Raw genomic sequence first — 22836 nt, 5'->3', positions numbered from 1 at the left:
GGCCCGAAGGTAAAACCTTCGGGCCCGTCCAGCATGCGAAACGTCGGACCGGTCGGCCGGTCAGCGGCCGGCGGCACCCGGGCCCGGCCACCCGCGTCAGGTCAGGGCGTCGAGCCAGCGGACGAGGCGGGCGCCCTCGCGGGTCATGATCTCCGGATCGCGCAGAGCACTGGAGAGCAGCGACATGCCCTGGTAGGCGCCGACGAACGTCAGCGAGAGACCCTCGGGGTCGGCCACCTCCATCTCACGGAACTGCCGCTCCACCCAGTCCAGCAGACGGCGGATGACCTGGCCGACCGACAAATCGAGACCTCCCTCGGCACGCTTGTCGAGTTCGACGGCGAGGGTGCCGGTGGGGCAGCCGTAGCGGGCCGCGGTGTCGCGCTGCCCGACCCACGCATCCACGAGGCCCTTCAGGCGTTCGCGCGGATCGGCGAGCCGATCGAGGCGGCCGGTGAGGGCTTCCAGGTGCCTGGTGTGTTCGGAGAGGGCGGCTTCGACCAGCTCACCCTTGGTCTTGAAGTAGTAGTACACGTTGCCTGCCGGGACGTCGGCGGCCTGGGCGATGTCCGCGATGGTCGTGCGCTCCACGCCCTGCTCGTGCAGGACCCGGGCGGCGGCCGCCATCAGCCGCTGCCGCTTGTCGGCGACCTTCGCCCGAGGGCGCCGGGAATCCACTGAGTCAGTCACCCGACTAACTATAGACAGCGACCGGTCCGACCGTGCTAGCGTCCCGTCAACGAAATAAGTGAGTCAACTAACTAACTCGGCTCACCGACTCATTCTCAACGAGGGAGACCAGCATGATCGTGGTGACAGGTGCGACCGGGAACGTCGGGCGGGCGCTGGTGCAGGTGCTGAGCGATGCCCGGGTGCCGGTGACGGCCGTGGCCCGGCACATCACCGACGCCGATGTGCCGCCGGGGGTTCGGGCGACGGCTGCCGACCTGGCCGAGCCGGCCGGTCTGCAGGTCGCGTTCGACGGGGCGGAGGCGCTGTTCCTGCTGGTGGCGGGCGACGACCCGCACGGCATTCTCGAGGTGGCGAAAACCGCCGGGGTGCGCAAGGTGGTGCTGCTGTCCTCGCAGGGTGCGGGAACCCGTCCGGAGGCGTACCGGCATCCCCTTCTGTTCGAGACGGCCGTACGGGAGTCCGGGCTCGACTGGACGGTTCTGCGGTCGGGCGGGATGGACACCAACGTCCTCGCGTGGGCCGAGTCGATCCGTACCGGGCGGGAGGCCGCAGCACCGTTCGGTGACGTCGGTCTGCCCTTCGTCGACCCTGCCGATGTGGCCGCGGCCGCCGCCGTCGTCCTGCGCGAGGACGCTCACGCGGGTGCCACGTACACCCTGACCGGTCCCGCGCCGACCACCCCGCGCGAGCGGGCGGCGGCGATCGCGGCCGCGCTGGGCGAACCGGTGCGGTTCACCGAGCAGACCCGCGAGGAGGCCCACGCACTGATGGCGCGGTTCATGCCGCTTCCCGTGGTCGAGGGCACGCTGGCCATCCTGGGCGAACCCACCGAGGAGGAGCAGCGGGTGAGCCCCGATGCCGAGCGTGTCCTGGGCCGGGCGGCGGGCAGCTTCGCCGCGTGGGCCGAACGCAATGCCGCGGCCTTCCGCTGAGCACTGCGAACCGCACCACCGGGCCGGGCAGGCCCAAGTCGTCCACGGCGCCGCGGCATTCGGCCGTCAGCAGCACAGCCGGGAGCCCGGCGCCGTACCGAGGCCGGCGGTGATCCGCTCGTGCGTGGCGACCCGGGCCGCGACCGAGGCGGGTCGCCGCCGTCGCACTCCAGGGCGCCGTTGAGCGAGCGGATCGTCTCGCCGAAGCCCCACCGATCCGGACCTGCCAAAGTCTGGACCGGTCGGCGAACGGCGGGCGAACGTCGGCCGACGGGACCCCACTTGCACCCCCGACTCCCTTACGTCGCGCATACGGTGACCCGAGCTGCACACCGGACCCGCACCGCCGCACGTACGCGCGTTCAACGAGGGGGGTGCGAGAGAAGCCGTGGAGTGGTTCAGCGCCGAGAACATCGTGGCCGTGGCGACCGCCGTGCTGGGTGTCCTGGCCTCCGTCGGAGTGCTCTGGCACGAGCGCCGCGTGCCCCGCCGCAAGCGCATCGGCTACCGGGTCCAGAGGGACACCCCGATCGGCAGCGACGTCAGTCAGGGCCGGGTCAATGTGCGGCTCGGTCTCTTCAGCGAGACGCCGGACATGGCCGATGCCACGCTCGTCCTGCTGCGGATCGAGAACGACAGCTCGCAGTCCATCGCCGACAACGACTACACAGGCCGTGAACTGCACGGGCTGACCGTCGAGTTCACCGGTCGCACGGTCCGCGGCATCGCGGTCACCCAGTCGCCCGGCGCCGACCACCTGATGGAGCATTTCCCCCCGGCCGGCGGGATGCGCCACAGCGGTCCGCTCATCCGGCTGCCGCGCGTACCGCTCAACCGGGGTGAGCACTTCAAGCTGCTGGTACTGCTCACCGGGGCGACCGCGGAAAGCCCGATCAGGCGGACCGGAACGCTTCCAGGTGCTGCGTGACGTACCCCACGAATGTCGAGGCGAGCCGTTTCACTTCCTGCGTCCCTCGCCGCTCTGGCGGTATCCGGCCCCACGAAGCCGTGTGTAGAGGCATGCCTCCAGCCATGCCACTTATCCGGCCCCGCGAAGCCGTGTGTAGAGGCATGCCTCCAGCCATGCCACATGAGCGGCCTCACCGCCGAAGGAGGCCAGGCTCACCCGGCTGGTGATCTCGCCGTACACCTCGGCCACGCCCCGGAGCAGTTCCTGCGGTGCCACACCATCCGGCCCGCGTATGCGGGTGTGCGACGGCGGTCGACACGTAGCATCCGGTCGGCCGCCGCCGCGATACTCCCGGCAGGATTCCCTACAGGAACGAGTTGATCTCGATGGTCTCGGTGCGGCCGGGGCCGACACCGATCGCGGAGATCGGGGCGCCGGACATCTCCTCCAGCGCCTTCACGTACGCCTGCGCGTTCTTCGGCAGATCGTCGAAGGTCTTGGCCTTCGTGATGTCCTCGGACCAGCCCGGCAGCATCTCGTAGACCGGCTTCGCGTGGTGGAAGTCGGTCTGGCTGTACGGGAGCTCCTCGACGCGCTTGCCGTCGATCTCGTACGCGACGCACACCGGGATCTGCTCCCAGCCGGTCAGCACGTCCAGCTTGGTGAGGAAGAAGTCGGTGAGACCGTTGACCCGGGTGGCGTACCGCGCGATGACCGCGTCGAACCAGCCGCAGCGGCGGTCGCGGCCGGTGGTGACACCACGCTCGCCGCCGATCCGGCGCAGCGCCTCGCCGTCCTCGTCGAGCAGCTCCGTCGGGAACGGGCCCGCGCCGACGCGGGTGGTGTACGCCTTGAGGATGCCGATGACCCGGCTGATCTTCGTCGGGCCCACGCCGGCACCGGTGCAGGCGCCGCCCGCGGTCGGGTTCGACGAGGTGACGAAGGGGTACGTGCCGTGGTCGACGTCGAGCAGCGTGCCCTGACCGCCCTCGAAGAGGACGACCTTGCCCGCGTCGATGGCGTTGTTCAGGACCAGCGTCGTGTCGGCGACGTACGGCTTGATCTGCTCCGCGTACTGGAGCATCTCCTCGACGATCTTGCCGGGCTCGATCGCCCGCCGGTTGAAGACCTTGGCGAGGAGCTGGTTCTTCTGCTCCAGGGCCGCCTCGACCTTCTGCTCCAGGATCGACTCGTCGTAGAGGTCCTGGACGCGGATGCCCACACGGTTGATCTTGTCGGCGTACGTCGGACCGATGCCACGGCCCGTCGTACCGATCTTGCGCTTCCCGAGGAACCGTTCCGTCACCTTGTCGACCGTGACGTTGTACGGGGTGATCAAATGGGCATTGCCGCTGATCAGCAGCTTGGACGTGTCCACGCCGCGGTCGTTCAGCCCACTCAGCTCGGAGAGCAGGACGGCCGGGTCGACGACGACACCGTTTCCGATGACCGGGGTACACCCCGGCGAAAGGATTCCGGAGGGGAGGAGATGAAGTGCGTACTTCTGGTCACCGACGACCACCGTGTGGCCGGCATTGTTGCCGCCTTGGTAACGCACCACATAGTCCACGGATCCACCGAGGAGGTCGGTGGCCTTTCCCTTGCCCTCGTCACCCCACTGAGCACCGAGCAGCACAAGTGCGGGCACAGGCGTACACCCCTTCCGGGCGGGGCATGTCCAAGGTCAGGGGGCGTACGTAAACGTCGTACATGCCGTACGACGATGTACGACAAGGCCTGAACCGTCGAACCGGGTGCCCCGGAATAGACGAAGCCCCTGGCGCAATAGCGCAAGGGGCTCTTGCACCAAGATGCTACCCGAGGAAGGACCGAGGTGTCGGCTGCCCAGCCCCCCGGCGACGGTACGCACCAGCTGCTGGTGGTCATCGACCCGGTAGCCCGCCGGACCGACGGCGAGTCCGTCCGTATCGCGAAGGACGTGCTCAGTGCCGGTTCGCACGCCAAGATCTGCCTGCCCGACGGGCCCGAGGAGTTCGCGCGGGCCTTGTCCCGCCGGGGGAGTCGGCGGCCGGTGGTGGTCGGCGACGACCGGGCGCTGCGGCGGGCGGTGGCCCTGCTGCACCGGGAGCGGGAGCCTGCTGGGACCGCGCTCGCGCTGATCCCGGTCGGCGCGACGGCCGCGCTGGAACTCGCCCATTCGCTCGGCGTGCCCCGGGGCGCGGTGGCGGCGGCGCGCACCGCGTTGGACGGTGCCGTCCGCAAGCTCGACCTGCTGGTCGACGACAGCGACGGCGTCGTCCTGGGCGCGGTGCGCATCCCGGCCCTGAGCGAGTCGCCCGGCGCGGCGGCCGACCGTACGGGGGTCACGGCGGTCTGGGACACCTGCCGCTCCCTGGTCCGCACCCTGGTGCACCCCACCCCGCCCCCGTCCCCCGCTCCGCCGCGCACGCACCGGCTGCGGGTCGAGGCGGACGGAGTCCTGCTGAACGATCTGGACCACCCGGTCGAGTCGGTGACGGTCACCTCTCGGGGCGGTGACGGCGGCCTCGCGGAGGTGGTGATCCGCCCTCCGTCGGCCGACCCGGTCACGGCGGAGGCGAAGGCCGTCACGGTCTCGGGCGCGGACTTCCGCTACCGCGCGGACATACAGGTCGGCGGCCCGGTCCGGACGCGAACGTGGACGGTGCGGGCGGACGCCTGGGGGCTGATGCTGCCGGTGGTCGAGGGGTAGCCTCCGGCGCTGGGCAGGGCGGACAGGCCGGGCGGAAAGGTGGGGTCGGGGATGTCGGAAGGTTCGGGCGACGCGGACAGACCGGAGACGGGCGCGGGGGCGGTGCGGGCGCGCCCGGTCGCGCTGGACCTGCCGGGGACGGCGGACGCCCTGGAGCGGTACCGGACCTCGGCCTGGCGCTGGTTCGGTGGCGGCGCGGCTGGGGTGTGCTCGATGGTGTTTCCCGCGGTGTTCCTCCAGGGGTGGTCCGGGTTTCCGACGCTCGGCGGTCTCGGCGGTGCGTTGCTGGTGGGCGGGGCCGTGGTGAGGCGCCGGGCCCGGCGGATGCGGCGAGTGCTCGGCGCCGGGCCGTGGGTGGCCCACTCCTCGGTCGCCCTGCAGCGCGGCAGCAGCGGGGCTGCCGTGGTGTTGAGCGGGCCCGGAACGGGCGAGCTGCTTCCGCTGGCCCCGTCGACGCCGCAGTGGCGCTTCCCGCTGCTGAACGGCCCCGGCGGGATGCTGTGGTGGTGCGGCGATCCCCGCATGGGAGGTGTGCTGGCGCCGCCCGGCGGCACGGAACTGATCTGGGCGAGGCCTGTGCGGGGCCGCCGGGCCCGTTCGATCGCGGCCCGCCCGCAGGTCAGCGGCCTCCGCACGCGCCCGGCCCCGCCCCAGCCGCAGATCGCTACGGGCGCCGGGCCGGATGCCCTGCCCGACGAGCCCGGCCGCGCGCCCACGCCGCCGCGCTGAACGCGGTCCTGGGGCTCTACGCCTCCTGGCGGACGTTCAGCTCGGGCCGGCCTCCCGTTCGCGCGCCCGCTTGCCCGTGCCGCTGTCGCTCCCGAACCTCGGACCGGCGGCGATACGCCTGCCCTACTTGCGCTCGCCTGCCGTCGGGAGATCGAGCGTCTTGCGGTGCTCGCGCCAGCGGTCCATCATCCCGCCCAGCTCCGCCTGCACGAACTCGAAGAACGCCGCAGTCTCGGCGAGCCGGGCGCCGGCCGGGGTGTGCTCGCCCAGGGTGCGGGCACCTTCCTTGAGGGTGCTCTCCCAGCGGGTGAGCACCCGGTCGCGGCTGGCGAAGGTGGTGTACCAGACCTCGTTGTGCAGGCGGTAGCGGTCGCGGCGCGAGCCCGGGTCGCGTTCGCGGCCGACCATGCTGACCTGGGTGAGGTAATTGACCGCGCCGGACACGGCCGCCGGGCTGATCTGCAGCGCCATGGCGAGCTCGGCGGAGGTCATCGACCCGTCGTCGTCCGCGAGGAGCGCGGCGAAGACACGGGACGCCATCCGCTGCATCCCCGCCTCGGTCATCTCGGACGCGAACCGCTCCACGAACCGCGACACGGCCTCCGCGTCGCGCTCATCGCTCGTTTTCTGTTCGGTTTCGCTCGTCATCGCCCGATCGTCTCCCCTGCGTTCCCGGCCCCCGCCGTGACCCCAACTTTATACGCTTCCTTAACTTCACAATTTTGTGAAAGTAGCGTACCTTCAGGAACATGACGAAGGCAATCACGGTGGCCGGGCTGCACAAATCCTTCGGCCGGACACACGCACTGGACGGCCTGGACCTCACGGTCGAGACCGGCGAGGTCCACGGCTTCCTCGGGCCCAACGGGTCCGGGAAGTCCACCACCATCCGGGTGCTGCTGGGGCTGCTGCGGGCCGACTCCGGCGCCGCCCAACTGCTCGGCCGCGACCCCTGGGCCGACGCGGTGGAGCTCCACAGACGCGTGGCGTACGTCCCGGGTGATGTCACGCTGTGGCGCAACCTCTCCGGCGGCGAAGTGATCGACCTGTACGGGCGGCTGCGCGGCAGCCTCGACCCGACCCGGCGCGCCGACCTCGTCGAGCGGTTCGAGCTCGATCCGACGAAGAAGGGGCGTACGTACTCCAAGGGCAACCGGCAGAAGGTCGCCCTCGTCGCCGCGTTCGCCTCCGATGTGGATCTGCTGATCCTCGACGAGCCGACGAGCGGGCTCGATCCGCTGATGGAGGAGGTCTTCCAGGGCTGCGTCGCCGAGGAACGGGCGCGCGGGCGAACGATCCTGCTGTCCAGTCACATCCTCAGCGAGGTCGAATCGCTCTGCGACCGGGTCAGCATCATCCGCCAGGGACGGACGGTGGAGACCGGTTCGCTGGCGGACATGCGCCACCTGACCCGTACGAACATCAGCGCCGAACTGGCCGGTGCGCCCAACGGGCTCGCGCGGCTGCCCGGCGTCCATGACCTCGACATCCAGGGCCTGCGGGTCACGCTCCAGGTCGACACGGACAAGCTCGACGCCGTCCTCAAGTCGCTCTCCGCATCGGGTGTGCGGACGCTGACCAGCACCCCGCCCACCCTGGAGGAGCTCTTTCTGCGTCACTACGCGACCGGCGCGACCGACAGCGGCGAGGGTGCGGGGGTGGCGGCGCGATGACTGCCGTGACCACGACTGCGCCGGCCGGGGCGGGACGCCGGACCGGGGCCGGGGCCAGGACCGGGGCGGGACAGCTGGCCGGTACCTGGACCCTGCTGAGCCTCGCGTTGCGGCGCGACCGGATCATGATGCCGATCTGGGTGATCGTGCTCGGCGGCTCCTTCTCCTCCGTCGGCAGGTCCTTCGCCTCGTTGTACGACACCGCCGCCGGGCGCGCCGAACTCGCCGCGTCGATGAACGCCAACAGCTCGCTCCGCGCGCTGTACGGGCCGGTCTTCGACGACTCCGTCGGCGGGCTCGTCAGCTGGCGGATGGTCGGCTTCGGTGGAGCGATGGCGGCCGTGATGAGCCTGATCGTCGTCATCCGCCACACCCGGGAGGAAGAGGAGACCGGCCGTCAGGAAATGCTCTCCTCCGCCATGGTGGGGCGCCGCGCCCCGCTGACCTCCGCGCTCCTCGCCGCGCTGATCGCCAACGCCGCGCTGGCGCTGGTGATCGCGACCGGTATGGCCGGGTCCGGCGCGGGCGGCGCCGGAGCGGTTGCGCTCGCCCTGGCGGTCGCCGGCATCGGTGTGCTGTTCGCCTGCACCGCGGCGATCACCGCACAGTTCACCGAGAGCGCCCGGCTCGCGAAGGGGCTCACGGCGGCGGTGATCGGTGCCGCGTTCGTCCTGAAGGCGGCGGGCGACTCGGCGACGAACGACGGCTCGTCCGTGCTGACCTGGCTCTCCCCCATCGGCTGGGCGGAGAACGTGCGCGCGTACGCGGACGAACGCTGGTGGGTGCTGCTGGTCATCGCCGCCGCCGTCACCGTCCAGGCGACCCTCGCCTACTCCCTGACCGGGCGGCGCGATGTCGGCATGAGCTTCCTGGCGACCCGGCCCGGGCCGGCGCAGGGGCGGATCTCCACGGCGTTCGGTCTGGCGCTGCGGCTCCAGCGCGGTGCGCTGATCGGCTGGACGCTGTCCTTCGCCGCGGTCGGCGTCGTCTTCGGCGGGCTGACCGGCGGGGCGGCAGACCTCGTCGGCGACAACGCGAAGACGAAGGAGATCTTCGAGCGGATGGGCGGACAGGCCGGTCTGACCGACGCGTTCCTCGCGGCGATGGTCTCCATGCTCGGGATGGTCGCGGCGCTGTACATCGTCGCGTCGGTGCTGCGGTTGCACGGCGAGGAGACGGCCGGGCGCGCCGAACCGGTGCTGGCGGGCGGGGTCGGCCGGATCGGGTGGGCGGCCGGCCATCTGGTCATCGCGTTCGGCGGCGCGGCCCTGATCATGGCGATGGGCGGCCTCGGCCTGGCCGCCGGTTACGGACATGAACTCCCGGCCGTGCTGGGTGCGTCGCTGGTGCAGCTGCCCGCGGTCTGGCTGCTGGGCGGGATGGCGGTCCTGCTGTACGGGGCGTTCCCGAAGGCGGCGGTGGCGTCCTGGGGCGTGGCCGGGATATGCCTGGCGCTGGGGTGGATCGGGCCCGCGATCAATCTGCCGCAGCCGGTGATGGACGTATCCCCGTTCACGCATCTGCCGAAGCTGCCTGGGGGCACGGGAATGGAGTGGGGGCCGGTGCTGGCACTCACCGCGGCTGCGGTGGTGCTGGTGGGGGCAGGGGTGACGGCGCTGCGGAGACGCGATGTCCTCACGTGACAGGGGCGGGGAGGGCGGTCCCGGGACGAGCGCGGGGCTCCCTCGGAAGTGCAACCTTCCCGTGGTGCGCACGCGTCCCCCAGATCATGGAGAACCGACAGATCATGGAGAACCGACGCGAAGCCATCCGGGGAGTCGCCGGATGCGTGGTCGCCGCCGCCGGTGGGGCCGCGGGGATGCTGGCCTGGGCCCCCTACGCCCGGCGCGGCATCTTCGGCTTCGAGGGCGAGTCGGAATGGGATGTGGTCTGGTTCGGGCTGCCGGTCATGACTCTCGGCGGCATCGCTGCCGGAATCACCCTGTTCACCCTCGTCCAGGGAAAGTGGCGGCAGGCGCTCGGGGCGGGGGTGCTCCTCACGGCCCTCATCGGCTTCGGGGTCGTGTTCGACGTACTGGCGGGCCCGCCGCCGAACTGCGATCCGTGCTGAGTCCCGGCCCCGTCTCTCCCCCGTCTCTCCCCCGTCTCTCCCCCGTCCCTTTCCCCCGTCCTCCCTCCACCCTTTGTCCTCCCTCCTCCCTTCGCCCCCGCTCACTCCGTCACAGCTCGACGCGCAGTTCCTTCAGGCCCCTGATCACATAGCCCGGGTTCCACTCGGGTTCGGCCGCCAGGCGGAGGTTCGGGGCGCGGCGCAGCAACTCACCGAAGGAGGCGGCAAGTTCGACCCGGGCAAGCGGGGCGCCCAGGCAGAAGTGAATGCCTGCGCCGAAGCTGATGTGCGGGTTCTCCCGGCGGGCCAGGTCCAGGGTGTCGGGGGCCGGGAAGCGGGCCGGGTCGCGGTTGGCGGAGCCGAAGAGGAGGGCGACCTCGGAACCGCGCGGAATGACCGTGCCGTCGATCTCGATGTCGTCGAGGACCCAGCGCTCGAAGAGCTGGAGCGGGGTGTCGTACCGCATCAGCTCCTCGATCGCCGTCGGCAGCAGCCCGTGGTCGGCACGCAGGGCGGCCAGTTGGTCGGGGTGGCGCAGCAGGGCCCACCAGCCGTTCACCGTGGTGTTGACGGTCGCCTCGTGGCCCGCGTTGAGCAGCAGCACGCAGGTGGAGATCATCTCTTGCTCGCTCAGCCGCTCCCCCTCGTCGTGGGCGGCGATGAGTGCGGAGATCAGATCCGAACCGGGGTTCTTGCGCCGCTCCTTGATCAGCTCGCGCAGATACGCGGAGAAGTCGAGCGAGGCGCGGACGGCGGCGCGGGCGGTGTCGTCGGACGGGTTGAGTTCGTACATGCCGCAGATCGCCGCCGACCAGGGCCGTAGCGGGGCACGGTCGGACTCCGGGATGCCGAGCATCTCGGCGATGACGGCGACGGGCAGCGGCTCGGCGACCGATGTGAGGAGATCGCCGCCGCCCGCCTCGACGAACGAATCGACCAGCCCGGCGGCGAGCCGTCGCACGGTCGGGACGAGCTGCTCGACCGTACGCGGGGTGAACGCCTTGGAGACCAGGCGTCGGATCCGGGTGTGGTCGGGGGCCTCCAGGTCGAGGAGCCCCTGCCCGTTGAGGGTGTGGAAGGGCTCGTGCTCGGCGGGCGGCGGCGTACGGCCGAACTCCTCGTGGGTGAAGCGGTGCAGGTACGTACGGCCCAGGCGGCGGTCACGCAGCAGGGCGGACACGTCGGAGTGGTGCGGTACGAGCCACTGATCGGTGGGCTCGAAGTAATGCACCCGGCCGGCGGCACGCAGCCCGGCGTAGGCGGGGTACGGGTCGGCGACGAACGCGGACGACCAGGGGTCGAAGGACTGGAGGGGTTGGGAGGGCTGGGAGGGTTCGAAGGAGCCATCGGCCGCGGAACGGGAGGACGGGGACATGTACGGACGCTAACCGGACGGGACGGCCGCCGACCACCCTCCCCGGACGCCCCGTCGCCGACCGCCTCGGCTCGACTCGGCTCGGCTCGGCTCGGCTCAGGAAGGTGTGACCAGCCGGGCCTCGTACGCGAAGACGGCCGCCTGCGTGCGGTCGCGCAGCCCCAGCTTCACCAGGATGCGGCTCACATGCGTCTTGATGGTGGACTCGGCGACCACGAGATGGGAGGCGATCTCCGCGTTGGACCGGCCCTGAGCGATGAGCACGAGCACCTCCGTCTCGCGCTCAGTGAGGTCGCCGACCTGGGCAAGGGCGGGCGGGCGCGGGACTTCGGCGAGCTTGGAGAACTCGTTGATCAGCCGCTTCGTGACGGTCGGGGCGAGCAGCGCCTCACCGGCTGCCACCACCCTTACGCCGTCGGCGAGTTGACGGGCAGAGGCATCCTTGAGCAGGAAGCCGGACGCCCCGGCCCGCAGCGCCTGGTACACGTACTCGTCCAGGTCGAAGGTGGTCAGCACCAGCACCTTGGCGTCCGCGTCGGCGGCGACGATCTCGCGGGTGGCCTCGATGCCGTTGAGTTCCGGCATCCGGATGTCCATCAGCACCACGTCGGGGCGCAGTGCCGCGACCTGCGCGATGGCCTGCCGACCGTCGACGGCCTCGCCGACGACCTCGATCCCCGGCATGGCGTTGAGCAGCACCGAGAACCCCTCGCGGACCATCATCTGGTCGTCGACGATCAGCACCCGGATGGACGGAGCGGCGGAGGTGGAGTCGGAGGCGGAGAAGGAAGTGGTCATACCTGCTCCACCTGCGCCTTGTGCGACTCCTGAGCCTTGTGCGAATCCTGGGCCTTGTGCGACTCATGTGACTCGTGCGAGTCCGTGTCGCGGGCGGGCCGGACGGGGATGAACACGGTGATCTCGTAACCGCCCTCCGCCGTCGGCTCGGCCGTCATGTCGCCGTCCAGCATCGCGACCCGCTCCCGCATCCCCGTGATCCCGTGGCCGGCCCCCGGCGACGGCTTCACCGGACCGGTCGGCGGCCCGTTGACGACCCGCACACCGAGTCCGCCCAGCACATAGCCGATCTCGACCTTGGCGGTGGCGCCCGGTGCGTGGCGCAGCGTATTGCTCAGGGCTTCCTGGATGATCCGGTACGCCGACAGCTCGACGCCCTGCGGCAGTTCACGTACCGCACCGATGATCGTCTTCTCCGTCTCCAGGCCCGCTTCGCGCACATTGGCGAGGAGCCCGTCGAGCTGGGCGAGGGTGGGCTGTGGGGCGTCCGGCGCCTGGTAGTCCTCCGCCCGTACGACGCCGAGGACCCGGCGCAGTTCGGTGAGGGCGGCGACCGCGTTCTCCCGGATCGTGACGAAGGCCTGCTCCAGTTCGGGCGGCGGATTCTCCACCCGGTACGGGGCGGCCTCGGCCTGGATCGCGACGACCGACATGTGGTGAGCGACCACGTCGTGCAGTTCCCGGGCGATGGTGGTGCGCTCCTCCAGGAGCGTGCGCCGGTCGCGTTCGACGGCGGTCACGGTGCGCTGCACGGTCACCTCGCGCTCCGCCTCGCGACGGATCTGCACCACGGCCACCACCAGCAGTGCGAACGCGGAGACCACGGCGAAGATGGAGGTGGTGGAGGAGGGGTGCCAGCCGCCCAAGTTGTCCAGCACGGCGCCGAACGCCAAGGTGAGCCCCCACATCCAGGCGGCTGTACGGGGCCGGGTCCGGGCCGCGACCACGACCAGTACCGTCAGATGCGAGAGAAAGGTACTGGGCACCCATGGCCAGTAGCCACCGCCGACGACCGCCGCGAACGGGGTGAGCGCCATCGATATCCAGAACGCGCCGACCGGCCTGACCAGCGTCATCAGTACGGTCATCGCCGGGAGCAGCATGAGCATGACGGTGCCGACCGCCATACGCAGAGCGCTGGAGTCCGCCGACACCAGGCCGATGAAGACCACGAAGAGGGCTGCCGTGCCCACCAGGGCGTGGGGCGTCCACGCGACACGCTCACGCATCCGCTCCGGCAGTTGCCGAAGCAGCGGCCCATCGGTCCGCATCCGCTCCAGCGGACGGTAGGCGAAGGCGTTACGGAACAGGTCCTGCCGCAGGCCGCCCAACGCCCCGGCGGCCGCTCGGTACTCGGGGCTTCTGCTCTTGGTCTCGGTCACCTTTCCAAGGTAGGGGCCGAACCGGCGCGGGTCGTCAGCAGTGATACGGATCCTGCGCCGTCCGTCGCAAGTACTACGGGGCCCGAACCACCGTCGGACCCCCGCTCGCCAGGCGAGGCTCACCAGGCAAGCTGGGCGAGCTCCTCAGCCACCACGGCGCACGCGTCGCTCGCCGGATCGATCAGCGGGTAGTGGCCGACGTCGGACAGCAGGGTCAGGCCCACCGTCTCACCCGCCTTCGCCGCCGCGTCGACGAAAGCCTCCGCGACGGCCTGCGGCACATCGACGTCGGTGATGCCCTGCACGACGGTGGTCGCGATGCCGGTGGGCAGCAGCACGGCCGGGTCGGCGTGCGCGGCCCGCTCCTCGAAGTCCTCCTCGCGGCCGAGGAACTGGCCGACGGCCCCCGAGCACACGTTCAGCTCGACGGCCGTGGTGAAGTCGGCGATCGGTGCGAGGGCGACGACGCCCCGCAGCGGCGGCGGTGCGGGCAGCCGCCACGGCGAGCCTTCGGGCAGTACGTGCCGGGCGGCGGCCCACAGGGCGAGCTGCCCGCCGGCGGAGTGCCCGGTGACGACGATCCGCCGGGCATCGGCCTCCGGGAGCTCCCGGGCCAGCAGCGCCGGCAGCGCGTCCATCGCCGCGGCGACATCGTCGAAGGTCTCCGGCCAACGGCCCGCGACCGGACCGGAACCCCGCTGCTGCGGGATCTCACTGCCCCGCCGGTACTCGACACTGGCCACGGCGAAGCCGCGCCGGGCCAGGAAGTCCGCGAACGGCGACACATGCTGCCGGTCGTACGGCGCCCGCCACGACCCGCCGTGCAGGACGACCACGACCGGCGCCCCGGCCCGCCCGTCGCGCGGGGCGTAGAAGTCGATCAGCTGGTCGGGGTGGTTGCCGTAGACGGCGGATGCGTCGGGGGCGACCGGTGGATGCGAGAAGGCCGACTCGGTCTCGGCTGCGTCCCGATCGCGCGCGGCAGAATCCGACATGCTGCTCCAACCGTCCTGTAACTGAGCCCAACTGGCCTGACCTGCGGGGACGGTACCAGTACGGAAGGTTCCCGTCCCCGTCGAGGATCACGACAGGAGCTCAGCTCCCCCAGAGGCGTCCGCCTACCCCTCCGCCACCACCTCGCCCAGCACCCGCGCCGCCCGCTCCACGTCCGCGAAACCCACGTACAACGGGGTGAACCCGAACCGCAGCACGTCCGGCCGCCGCAGGTCCCCGACGACGCCCCGTGCGATGAGCGCGCTCATCACCGGCTCCGCGTCCTCGCACCGCAGCGCGACCTGGCTGCCGCGTTCCGCGTGTGCGGCCGGGGTGAGGGAGGCGACCCGGCCCTCGGGCACGTACGCGGCGACGCACTCCAGGAAGAAGTCCGTCAGCGCCAGGGACTTGGCCCGTACCGCCTCGACCGACACCCCGTTCCACACGTCCAGCGATGCTTCGAGCGCCAGCATGGACAGGATGTCGGGGGTGCCGACCCGGCCCCGTACGGCGCCGTCCGCCGGGGCGTACCCCGGTGTCATGCCGAACGGGTCGGCGTGCGACGTCCACCCCGGCAGGGGCGAGTCGAAGGCCGCCTGGTGGCGCTCGGCGACGTACAGGTAGGCGGGCGAGCCGGGGCCGCCGTTCAGGTACTTGTACGTGCAGCCGACCGCGAGGTCCACGCCGTGCGCGTCGAGCCCGACCGGCAGGGCGCCCGCGCTGTGGCACAGGTCCCAGACGGCGAGGCCGCCCGCCGCGTGCACGGCGGCGGTGAGTCCGGGCAGGTCGTGGAGCCTGCCGGTGCGGTAGTCGACATGGTTGAGCAGAACGGCGGCGGTACGCGGACCAAGGGCGTCCGGTACGTCGGCGGGGGCGACGGGGACGAGCCGGTGGCCGGTCATCCGGGCCGCGGACGCGGCGATGTACCCGTCCGTGGGGAACGTCGTCGCGTCGACGAGGATCTCGTCGCGCCCCTCGGGCGCCAGCCGGGTCGCGGCGACGAGGGCCTTGAAGACGTTCACGCTGGTGGAGTCGCCGACGACGATCTGCCCGGCGCCGGCACCGACGAGCGGGGCCACCCGGTCACCGATCCGCTCGGGCGCGGTCCACCAGCCGCTCTCGTCCCAGGACCGGATGCGCAGCTCGCCCCACTCGCGGGTGAGGACCTCCTGCACCCGGGCGGGTACGTGAGCGGGCAGGGCGCCCAGCGAGTTGCCATCGAGGTAGACGGTGTCGTCGAGGGTGAACAGCTTGCGCAGATCGGCGAGCCGGTCGGCGGCGTCGAGTGCCGCGGCCCGCGCGGCGAAGGTCTCAGACATGGCTGCGCGCCGTCCACAGCTCGGGGAAGACGTTCTTGGTGGCCCGCTTCTCCAGCCACGCGACCCCGGCGGAGCCGCCGGTCCCGGTCTTCGAGCCCATCGCGCGCCGGGTGGCGACGAGATGGTCGTTGCGCCAGCGCCACACCAGTTCGCCGACGTCGGTCAGCGCCTCACCGAGCCTGACCAGTTCGTCGTGCTGGTCGGGGTTGGCGTAGATCGCCGCCCAAACGGCCTCGACCTCGGGGGACGGTTCGTACTTCTGCGTGAGGTCCCGGCCGAGCACGGCCTGCGGTACGGGGTGGCCGCGCCGGGCGAGCAGGGCGAGCGCCTCGTCGTACAGGCTCGGTTCGGCGAGCGCCTTCTCCAGCTCGGCGTGGACGCGAGGCGCGCCCCGGTGCGGCACGAGCATGGACGCGGACTTGTCGCCGAGCAGGAACTCCATCCGCCGGTACATCGCCGACTGGAAGCCGGAGCCCTCGCCGAGGGCGGCGCGGTAGGAGTTGAACTGGGCGGGGGTGAGCTGGGCGAGCGGCGTCCAGGAGGCGTTGAGCGCCTCCAGTTCCCGCACCGACCGCTTGAGCGCGTCGCGTGCGACGGTCAGCCGGTCCTCGCGCAGGGCGTGCGCGGCGGTCTCCCACTCGTGGACGATGACGGTGAACCACAGCTCCATGACCTGGGTGGTGACCAGGAAGACCATTTCGCCCGGGTCGTCGGAGCGGAGGTGCTGGAGATGGGTCAGGACATCCGCTTGGACATAGTCCTCGTACGGAGTCGTTCCCGCGAAGTCGAGGTGCGGGGTCTGCGCACCGGTGGCTTCGGGGTCGGGGTGGATCGTCGACATTGCTGTCTCCTCGACACGAGCTTCCGGGTAGCGGTCCGCCCCTTCCGTGAGGTGGTGGAGCTCCGGTCCCCTGTCGGCATCCTAGACGGGGGCCGCGGAAGTGCGCAGACCCCGCAGACGTGGGGCTCTGTCTGCGGGGTCCGGTAGGTGTGCGACCGGCCGGGTACGACCAGCCGCGAACGTCCAGCGATGAACGTCCGGCAGGGGACGCAGGAACGTCCGGCCGAGGGTCTCCGCGCCTAGCCGAGGGTCTCCGCGGCGGTAGGCGAGGAGTCGCGGAGGAACGTCGAGCAGCGCGTGTACTCTTCCTGCTCACCGATCGCCTGCGCGGCCCGCGCCAGGGCGTGCAGGGCGCGCAGGAAGCCGCGGTTCGGCTCGTGCTCGAACGGTACGGGGCCGTGGCCCTTCCAGCCGGCCCTGCGCAGCGCGTCGAGGCCGCGGTGGTAGCCGGTGCGGGCGTAGGCGTACGACTCGATGACGCGGCCGCCCTCGAACGCCTCGTCGGCGAGCTGTGCCCAGGCCAGGGAGGAGGTCGGGTACTTCGCGGCGACATCGGCGGGGGCCGTGCCGTTCGCGAGCAGCTCGCGCGGCTCCGGGTCGTCGGGCAGGTGGGTCGGGGGAGGTCCCCCGAGCAGGTTCTCGTGGATCGACATGAGTTCAAGTGTGCCTGTCACCTGCGCGCCGGGGTACCCGGGCGCCGCGCGGAGGGCTGGGTCACGCCGGGAGGTGCCCGGGTGCGCCATGAGGAGCCCCTACGCGCCGGGGTACGCAGGTGCATCACGCGAAGGGGCGGTCCGCACCGGGGGCGTCGGCGTCCCGCAGGGGGTCAGTTCGCGTCCTGGTCGCCCGTCTCCTCCTGCGCGGGCTCCAGGGGCGGGGCGACGACGCCGCAGTGCACCGTGCACTCGGGCCGCGGCTTCTCCTCCTCGTCCGCCTTGCCGACAGGCTTCCGTACGGTCGCCCAGGCGATCAGCGAGCCCAGTACGAGCAGCCCGGCGCACATCGGCATCGCCCGCCGGAACGTCGCGGCGAACTCGCCGGAGTTCCGGTAGGCCTCCGGACCCATCCCGGCGAGCAGCGGCAACGCGGCCACCGCGATCAGCCCGGCGGCGCGGGCGGCCGCGTTGTTGATCCCGCTGGCGAGGCCGGCGCGTGCGGTGTCCACGGAGGCCAGCACGGTCGCGGTGAGCGGAGCCACCACGGTGACCAGTCCGATGCCGAGCGCCCCGACCGCGGGGAGCACATCGGTGAGGTAGCCGGAGACGGAGCTCGACCCCGGCCCGACCCGCAGCATCAGCAGCATTCCGGCAGCGGCGACCAAGGGGCCGACGGTGAGCGGGATGCGGGGACCGATGCGCTGTCCCAGCTCGCCCGAGGCCGCCGAGAACAGCAGCATCAGCACGGTCGTGGGCAGCAGGGCCGTGCCCGCGCCGAGGGCCGAGTACCCGGCCACGACCTGGAGCTGGATCGCCGAGAGGAAGAAGTAGCCGCCGAGCGCCGCGTAGACGCAGAGGGTGATGATGTTGACGACGGTGAACTGCCGGGATGCGAACACCGACGGCGGCAGCATCGGGTCCGACCGCCGCCGCTCCACCCGGACGAACGCCGCCCCGAGCATGATCCCGCCGACGGCCGCCCCGATCACCGCACCGGACGCCCCCTGCCCCGGCGCCTCGATCAGCGCGTACGTCACCAGGGCGAGGGCGAGCGCGCCGAGCACGGCGCCCAGCACGTCGAAGCGCCCGCGCGCGTGCGGGTCACGCGATTCCGGTACGTGGCGCAGCGCCACCGGCAAGCAGACCGCGGCGAGCGGCACGTTGAGCAGGAACACCCACCGCCAGCCGGGCCCGTCGACGAGCCATCCGCCGACGAACGGCCCGATGGCGGCGCCGACCCCGCCGAGCCCCGACCACAGCCCGACAGCGCGGGCCCGGTCGTCCGGATGGAAGCTCGCCTGGATCAGCGCCAGCGAACCGGGGGTGAGGAGCGCCCCGCCGATGCCCTGGAGGGCGCGGGCGGCGATCAGGACGGTGGCGTTCGGCGCGATGCCGCACAGCACGGACGCGGTGGCGAACCAGACGACTCCGACGACGAAGACCCGCCGCCGTCCGTACCGGTCACCGAGGGCGCCTCCGAGGAGGATCAGCCCGGCGAGCGTCAGCATGTAGGCGTTGACGGTCCACTGGAGGGCGGCCAGGTCGGTGCCGAGGCCCTTGCCGATGCGGGGCAGGGCCACGTTGATGACGGTGGAGTCCAGCATGGCCATGCTGGAGCCGAGGACGGTGGTGAGGATGATCCAGCGTCCGGGTGCGGAGGCGGCACGAATCCCACCGGCGGGTGTCTCGCCCATGCGAGCAGCATCCCCGCTCCGCGCCCGCGTGGCCAGTCCGGATCCGCGGGGCGAACAGCCGCCCCTCGGTGCTCCACCCGGGAATCAGAGCGCTACCGCCCGCACCACCCGGATCAGAGCGCTACCGCCCGCACCCCCCGGATCAGCGCCTCCACGCCCGCCTCCGCCTTGGACCGGGGACACCCGACGTTCAGCCGTACGAAGCCCTCGGCCCCGTACACCGTCCCGGGCATCACCGCGACCTTCTCGCGCTCGATCAGCACCCGCTGCAACGCCTCGTCGTCGTCGACGCCCGCCGGGCGCAGATCGATCCAGGCCAGGTAACCGGCCTGCGGCGGCTCCCAGCCCAGTTCCGGGAACGCCCCGTTCAACCGTTCCGCGACCAGCGCCAGGTTCCCGGCGACATACGCGCGGGCCTCGTCCAGCCACGCCCCGGCCTCCCGGTACGCGGCGATGTGTGCTGTGAGCGACAGCACCGCCGGGGAGGCCAGCCCCTCCGCCGTCTCCATGCGGCGCAGGAACTCCGTCCGGTCGGCCGGGTCGCCGATCAGACCGTACGAGCCGGTCAGCGCCGGGAAGTTGAACGCCTTCGACGCCGAGGAGATCAGCGCCCAGCGCCCCTCCCCGCCGACCCGCGTCCACGGCACGTGCGCGCGCCCCTCGTGCACGAAGTCCGCGTGGATCTCGTCGCTGATCACCGCGACCCCGTGCCGGGCGGCGAGCGCCGACATCTCGCCCAGTTCGGCCTCCGTCCACACCCGGCCCGTCGGGTTGTGCGGCGAGCAGACGAGCAGAACCTTGCTGTCGGGGCGGGCGAGCTCGCGTTCCAGCGCGGCCGTGTCCCCCACCGGCACGCCGCGCAGCTCGCGCCCGAGCCCGGTGATCGCCTTGCGGAAACCGTCGTAGGTCGGGGCGTGGACGACGACGCCCTCGCCGTCGGCCGTCCACATCTGCAGCAGCTGCGAGAGCTGGCTGAGCACGGACGGCCCGTACACCAGCTGCCCGGTGTCTATCCGGGTCCCGTACCGGGTCGCGTACCAGTGGGCTATCGCCGATCGGAAGTCGTCCTGCTGCCACATCGTGTAGCCGAACACCCCGTGGTCGAGCCGGGCCCGCAGCGCGTCCAGCACCTCCGGCGCGGTCTCGAAGTCCATGTCGGAGATGGTGAACGGCAGCAGCCCGGCCACCCCGAACCGGTCCGCGACCCCGTCCCACTGGACGCACCAGGTGCCCCGGCGGTCGACGACGGTGTCGAAGTCATAGCGCGCACTGGAACTCACGGCGATCCCTCATACCTTTCCTCGGACATGCCGTGGGCCCGGCACCCCCTGGGGTCCCGGGCCCACGGCCACACTTCGTACCGGCCGCTACTTCAGCTTGGTACCGGTGGAACGCAGGTTGGCGCAGGCCTCCGTGACGCGCTTGGCCATGCCCGCCTCGGCGGACTTGCCCCAGCTGCGCGGGTCGTAGACCTTCTTGTTGCCGACCTCGCCGTCGACCTTCAGCACGCCGTCGTAGTTGCGGAACACGTGGTCCACGATCGGGCGGGTGAAGGCGTACTGGGTGTCGGTGTCGAGGTTCATCTTCACGACGCCGTTCTCCAGCGCGGTGGCGATCTCCTGCTCGGTGGAGCCGGAGCCGCCGTGGAAGACGAAGTCGAACGGGGACGCCTGGCCGTACTTGGCGGCGACGCCATCCTGGAGGTCCTTCAGCAGCTCGGGACGGAGCACGACGTTGCCCGGCTTGTAGACGCCGTGGACGTTGCCGAAGGAGGCGGCCAGCAGGTAGCGGCCCTTCTCGCCCAGACCGAGCGCCTCGGCGGTACGCAGCGCGTCGTCGACGGTCGTGTACAGCTCGTCGTTGATCTCGTGCGTGACGCCGTCCTCCTCGCCACCGGTCGGGGTGATCTCGACCTCAAGAATGATCTTGGCGGCGGCGGCCTTGGCCAGCAGCTCCTGGCCGATGGCCAGGTTGTCGGCGAGGGTCTCGGCCGAACCGTCCCACATGTGCGACTGGAACAGCGGGTTCTGGCCCTTGGCGACACGCTCGGCGGAGATGTCGAGCAGCGGACGTACGTAACCGTCCAGCTTGTCCTTGGGGCAGTGGTCGGTGTGCAGCGCGACCGTGACGTCGTACTTGGCGGCGACGATGTGCGCGAACTCGGCGAGGGCGACGGCGCCCGTGACCATGTCCTTGTTGTACTGGCCACCCAGGAACTCCGCCCCACCGGTGGAGATCTGGACGATGCCGTCGCTCTCCGCCTCCGCGAAGCCGCGCAGTGCAGCGTGCAGGGTCTGGGTCGACGTCACATTGATGGCCGGGTAGGCGAACTTGCCTGCCTTCGCCCGGTCGAGCATCTCGGCGTAGACCTCGGGGGTTGCGATGGGCATCTGTCCGCTCCTTGGGATGTGCGGGTGTGCGTTGCTGGTTCCCTGACCTGGGGGCGACGTCATCGTCGCCCCCATCTTCCCAGACTCTCGCTCCGGCTCCACCCGGCCTGCCGCCCCCGTGCCCGGGCAGACGATTCACGGGTACGCGCCAAGGGTGGGCTGTTTCACGTGAAACAGCCCACCCTTGAAGAAAATCCCAGGTCAACCCGTACGTCAGGCGAGATCGAGGTCCGCCACCGTGTAGGCGTGGACATACGGGAGACCGGCCTCGGCAATGGCCGGAGCCGCACCCCGCTCCACGATCGTGGCGACGGCGACGACCTCGCCACCGGCCTCGCGCACCGCCTCGACGGCCGTCAGCGGCGAACCACCGGTCGTCGAGGTGTCCTCGACCACCAGACAGCGGCGGCCCTTCACGTCCGTGCCCTCGATGCGGCGCTGCATCCCGTGCGCCTTCTGCGCCTTGCGGACGACGAACGCGTCCAGCTCCTGCCCGCGCGCGGCGGAGGCGTGCAGCATCGAGGTGGCGACCGGGTCGGCGCCCAGCGTCAGCCCGCCCACGCAGTCGTAGTCCAGCTCGGCGGTGGCGTCGAGCATGACCTGACCGACCATCGGAGCGGCCTTGCCGTCCAGCGTGATGCGGCGCAGGTCGATGTACCAGTCGGCCTCCAGACCCGAGGAGAGGGTCACCTTGCCGTGTACCACGGCCTTGTCCTTGATCTGCTGGAGCAGCTCAGCACGTACGTCAGTCATGGCTACGAGCTTAAGGCGCCCGCTTCACGGCCTGCGCCGACCGGTCTCACGGCTCCCGCCTCGGCGCCCGGCCCGCGCCCACACCCGGACCGAGCACAGTCCGCACCCACACCCGGATCAGAGCCGCGTCCGGATCAGAGCCTGCGCCAGCTCCAGGTTGTCGCGATCTCCAGCGGTTCGATCGGGGTGACGTACTGGGGAGCGGTGTTCAGGCCGTTCGGCGGACCGGACTGCGGCTCCACGCAGACCGCCTCGGCCTGCTCGTCGTAGATCACGACCCACTCGGCCCGGCTCTTCACGGTCAGCTCCAGCTGCTCCGGCCAGGTGAGCGTCACATCGACGCCGTCCGGCATCCCGAAGCAGTCGTCCCACGGGCCGGGCCTGGGCGAAATGCGGCGGCCGGTCGGCAGATGGTTCTCGCCCCGCTCCTCCTGCCAGGCCGCGTCGAAGGCCAGCTGTACGTCCCTGCCACCGCTGCCGAGATCGCGCAGGAACCAGGGGTGCCAGCCGGCCTGCGCCGGGAACGAATCCCCGTACGTCTCGATACCGAAGGCGAGCGTGAGCGAGTCCTCGGCCAGCTCGACCGTCTGGGTCACCCGGCCCGGATACGGCCAGGGGTCGGCGAGGTCGTAATAGAACGCGGCCTCCCGCTCGCCCACCCGGGCGGTGCTCCAGGCCGTGTCCCTGCCGGTGCCGTGGATGGCGTGCGGCGGGGAGTTCAGCGGCAACCGGTGCTGGACGCCGCCGTTGTGGAAGAGCCCGTTCTCGGTGCGCCCGCACCACGGCACCATCGGGAAGCAGCCGTACCGCTCCCCCTGCCGCAGTAGCTCGGTGCCACCGATCCGCAGGCTGCTGATGCGACAGCCGTTGTCGGGGCTCACGGTCAACTCTGCGTCGCCGACGGACAGCCGGACGTCCTTCTCGCTGCTACTCAC

At 71.3% G+C, this 22836-nt stretch carries 22 protein-coding genes and 1 pseudogene; 7 read left to right on the top strand and 16 right to left on the bottom strand.

Annotated elements, in window-relative coordinates; translation table 11 throughout:
- Positions 1-96 precede the first annotated feature (96 nt).
- Positions 97-690: a TetR/AcrR family transcriptional regulator gene (locus ACFU8Q_RS11985; RefSeq protein ID WP_384451461.1), complete on the bottom strand. Its 594-nt coding sequence runs from the start codon at positions 688-690 to the stop codon at positions 97-99.
- Positions 691-803: 113 nt separating this feature from the next.
- Here ACFU8Q_RS11985 and ACFU8Q_RS11980 point away from each other — a divergent pair, with 113 nt between their 5' ends.
- Together ACFU8Q_RS11980 and ACFU8Q_RS11975 are read left to right on the top strand one after the other, a co-directional pair.
- Positions 804-1625 carry an SDR family oxidoreductase gene (locus ACFU8Q_RS11980; RefSeq protein ID WP_384451459.1) on the top strand — a complete coding sequence of 274 codons (822 nt, stop codon included), beginning with the start codon at positions 804-806 and terminating at the stop codon, positions 1623-1625.
- Positions 1626-2013: 388 nt separating this feature from the next.
- A pseudogene (locus tag ACFU8Q_RS11975) lies at positions 2014-2532 on the top strand (phosphate ABC transporter substrate-binding protein); the annotation flags it as partial.
- Between the two features lie 132 nt (positions 2533-2664).
- On the opposite strand, the gene ACFU8Q_RS11970 reads toward ACFU8Q_RS11975, so the two are convergent.
- Positions 2665-2811 carry a hypothetical protein gene (locus ACFU8Q_RS11970; RefSeq protein WP_384451457.1) on the bottom strand — a complete coding sequence of 49 codons (147 nt, stop codon included), beginning with the start codon at positions 2809-2811 and terminating at the stop codon, positions 2665-2667.
- A gap of 88 nt (positions 2812-2899) precedes the next feature.
- Entirely contained in the window at positions 2900-4183 is a 1284-nt protein-coding gene (locus ACFU8Q_RS11965; RefSeq protein ID WP_266906188.1) for an adenylosuccinate synthase, read from the bottom strand.
- 186 nt (positions 4184-4369) lie between these two features.
- On the opposite strand from ACFU8Q_RS11965, the gene ACFU8Q_RS11960 reads away from it, so the two are divergent.
- Positions 4370-5227, top strand: coding sequence for a diacylglycerol kinase family protein (locus tag ACFU8Q_RS11960; protein WP_384451454.1), 858 nt, complete (start codon positions 4370-4372; stop codon positions 5225-5227).
- Between the two features lie 51 nt (positions 5228-5278).
- The gene (locus ACFU8Q_RS11955) at positions 5279-5956 is read left to right on the top strand and encodes a hypothetical protein (protein WP_384451451.1); all 678 of its coding nucleotides are present in this window, start codon (positions 5279-5281) and stop codon (positions 5954-5956) included.
- A gap of 123 nt (positions 5957-6079) precedes the next feature.
- Here the strand turns inward: ACFU8Q_RS11955 and ACFU8Q_RS11950 are convergent, their stop codons facing one another.
- Positions 6080-6604, bottom strand: coding sequence for a GbsR/MarR family transcriptional regulator (locus ACFU8Q_RS11950; RefSeq protein WP_384451448.1), 525 nt, complete (start codon positions 6602-6604; stop codon positions 6080-6082).
- Between the two features lie 101 nt (positions 6605-6705).
- Here ACFU8Q_RS11950 and ACFU8Q_RS11945 point away from each other — a divergent pair, with 101 nt between their 5' ends.
- The 3 genes from ACFU8Q_RS11945 (at position 6706) to ACFU8Q_RS11935 (ending at position 9700) form a co-directional block, all read left to right on the top strand.
- A complete protein-coding gene (locus ACFU8Q_RS11945) occupies positions 6706-7629 on the top strand; it encodes an ATP-binding cassette domain-containing protein (protein ID WP_384451445.1) in 924 nt (307 codons plus the stop codon).
- Complete coding sequence (locus tag ACFU8Q_RS11940) at positions 7626-9272, top strand: ABC transporter permease (RefSeq protein ID WP_384451442.1); 1647 nt, start codon at positions 7626-7628, stop codon at positions 9270-9272. The genes ACFU8Q_RS11945 and ACFU8Q_RS11940 overlap by 4 nt, the downstream gene beginning before the upstream one ends.
- Before the next feature lie 104 nt (positions 9273-9376).
- Entirely contained in the window at positions 9377-9700 is a 324-nt protein-coding gene (locus tag ACFU8Q_RS11935; RefSeq protein WP_384451440.1) for a hypothetical protein, read from the top strand.
- Positions 9701-9809: 109 nt separating this feature from the next.
- On the opposite strand, the gene ACFU8Q_RS11930 is transcribed toward ACFU8Q_RS11935, so the two are convergent.
- The 12 genes from ACFU8Q_RS11930 to ACFU8Q_RS11875 all read right to left on the bottom strand — a co-directional run bounded on the left by ACFU8Q_RS11930 (position 9810) and on the right by ACFU8Q_RS11875 (position 22836).
- Entirely contained in the window at positions 9810-11075 is a 1266-nt protein-coding gene (locus ACFU8Q_RS11930; protein ID WP_384451437.1) for a cytochrome P450, read from the bottom strand.
- 96 nt (positions 11076-11171) lie between these two features.
- On the bottom strand, positions 11172-11873 hold the full coding sequence (locus tag ACFU8Q_RS11925; RefSeq protein ID WP_384451434.1) for a response regulator: 702 nt from the start codon (positions 11871-11873) through the stop codon (positions 11172-11174).
- Entirely contained in the window at positions 11870-13255 is a 1386-nt protein-coding gene (locus ACFU8Q_RS11920) for a sensor histidine kinase (protein WP_384451432.1), read from the bottom strand. Before ACFU8Q_RS11920 ends, ACFU8Q_RS11925 begins: the two co-directional genes overlap by 4 nt.
- Before the next feature lie 119 nt (positions 13256-13374).
- A complete protein-coding gene (locus tag ACFU8Q_RS11915; RefSeq protein ID WP_384451429.1) occupies positions 13375-14250 on the bottom strand; it encodes an alpha/beta hydrolase in 876 nt (291 codons plus the stop codon).
- Between the two features lie 123 nt (positions 14251-14373).
- Positions 14374-15567 carry a kynureninase gene (gene kynU, locus ACFU8Q_RS11910; RefSeq protein WP_384451427.1) on the bottom strand — a complete coding sequence of 398 codons (1194 nt, stop codon included), beginning with the start codon at positions 15565-15567 and terminating at the stop codon, positions 14374-14376.
- Positions 15560-16408 (bottom strand): tryptophan 2,3-dioxygenase family protein, encoded by an 849-nt coding sequence (locus ACFU8Q_RS11905; RefSeq protein WP_384451424.1) that lies wholly within the window; start codon positions 16406-16408, stop codon positions 15560-15562. Before ACFU8Q_RS11905 ends, kynU begins: the two co-directional genes overlap by 8 nt.
- A gap of 239 nt (positions 16409-16647) precedes the next feature.
- On the bottom strand, positions 16648-17061 hold the full coding sequence (locus ACFU8Q_RS11900) for a DUF3151 domain-containing protein (RefSeq protein ID WP_384451421.1): 414 nt from the start codon (positions 17059-17061) through the stop codon (positions 16648-16650).
- 173 nt (positions 17062-17234) lie between these two features.
- Positions 17235-18758 (bottom strand): MFS transporter, encoded by a 1524-nt coding sequence (locus tag ACFU8Q_RS11895; protein WP_384451418.1) that lies wholly within the window; start codon positions 18756-18758, stop codon positions 17235-17237.
- A 113-nt stretch (positions 18759-18871) separates the two neighbouring features.
- Positions 18872-20038 (bottom strand): MalY/PatB family protein, encoded by a 1167-nt coding sequence (locus ACFU8Q_RS11890; RefSeq protein WP_384451415.1) that lies wholly within the window; start codon positions 20036-20038, stop codon positions 18872-18874.
- A gap of 87 nt (positions 20039-20125) precedes the next feature.
- On the bottom strand, positions 20126-21148 hold the full coding sequence (gene fbaA, locus ACFU8Q_RS11885; protein ID WP_384451412.1) for a class II fructose-bisphosphate aldolase: 1023 nt from the start codon (positions 21146-21148) through the stop codon (positions 20126-20128).
- 213 nt (positions 21149-21361) lie between these two features.
- The gene (gene pyrE / locus ACFU8Q_RS11880; RefSeq protein WP_266747121.1) at positions 21362-21901 is read right to left on the bottom strand and encodes an orotate phosphoribosyltransferase; all 540 of its coding nucleotides are present in this window, start codon (positions 21899-21901) and stop codon (positions 21362-21364) included.
- Positions 21902-22035: 134 nt separating this feature from the next.
- The gene (locus tag ACFU8Q_RS11875) at positions 22036-22836 is read right to left on the bottom strand and encodes an aldose 1-epimerase (protein WP_384451408.1); all 801 of its coding nucleotides are present in this window, start codon (positions 22834-22836) and stop codon (positions 22036-22038) included.

The organism is Streptomyces sp. NPDC057543 (assembly GCF_042801895.1).
GTDB lineage: Bacteria > Actinomycetota > Actinomycetes > Streptomycetales > Streptomycetaceae > Streptomyces.
This window is presented reverse-complemented; position numbering and strand designations above follow the sequence as displayed.

Excerpts from the sequence above, each read along its gene's own strand:
- ACFU8Q_RS11980 (WP_384451459.1), top strand. The coding sequence starts at position 804 with ATGATCGTGGTGACAGGTGCGACCGGGAACGTCGGGCGGGCGCTGGTG.
- ACFU8Q_RS11955 (WP_384451451.1), top strand. The coding sequence starts at position 5,279 with ATGTCGGAAGGTTCGGGCGACGCGGACAGACCGGAGACGGGCGCGGGG.
- ACFU8Q_RS11950 (WP_384451448.1), bottom strand. The coding sequence starts at position 6,604 with ATGACGAGCGAAACCGAACAGAAAACGAGCGATGAGCGCGACGCGGAG.
- ACFU8Q_RS11945 (WP_384451445.1), top strand. The coding sequence starts at position 6,706 with ATGACGAAGGCAATCACGGTGGCCGGGCTGCACAAATCCTTCGGCCGG.
- ACFU8Q_RS11940 (WP_384451442.1), top strand. The coding sequence starts at position 7,626 with ATGACTGCCGTGACCACGACTGCGCCGGCCGGGGCGGGACGCCGGACC.
- ACFU8Q_RS11935 (WP_384451440.1), top strand. The coding sequence starts at position 9,377 with ATGGAGAACCGACGCGAAGCCATCCGGGGAGTCGCCGGATGCGTGGTC.
- ACFU8Q_RS11930 (WP_384451437.1), bottom strand. The coding sequence starts at position 11,075 with ATGTCCCCGTCCTCCCGTTCCGCGGCCGATGGCTCCTTCGAACCCTCC.
- ACFU8Q_RS11925 (WP_384451434.1), bottom strand. The coding sequence starts at position 11,873 with ATGACCACTTCCTTCTCCGCCTCCGACTCCACCTCCGCCGCTCCGTCC.
- ACFU8Q_RS11915 (WP_384451429.1), bottom strand. The coding sequence starts at position 14,250 with ATGTCGGATTCTGCCGCGCGCGATCGGGACGCAGCCGAGACCGAGTCG.
- kynU (WP_384451427.1), bottom strand. The coding sequence starts at position 15,567 with ATGTCTGAGACCTTCGCCGCGCGGGCCGCGGCACTCGACGCCGCCGAC.
- ACFU8Q_RS11905 (WP_384451424.1), bottom strand. The coding sequence starts at position 16,408 with ATGTCGACGATCCACCCCGACCCCGAAGCCACCGGTGCGCAGACCCCG.
- ACFU8Q_RS11900 (WP_384451421.1), bottom strand. The coding sequence starts at position 17,061 with ATGTCGATCCACGAGAACCTGCTCGGGGGACCTCCCCCGACCCACCTG.
- ACFU8Q_RS11895 (WP_384451418.1), bottom strand. The coding sequence starts at position 18,758 with ATGGGCGAGACACCCGCCGGTGGGATTCGTGCCGCCTCCGCACCCGGA.
- fbaA (WP_384451412.1), bottom strand. The coding sequence starts at position 21,148 with ATGCCCATCGCAACCCCCGAGGTCTACGCCGAGATGCTCGACCGGGCG.
- pyrE (WP_266747121.1), bottom strand. The coding sequence starts at position 21,901 with ATGACTGACGTACGTGCTGAGCTGCTCCAGCAGATCAAGGACAAGGCC.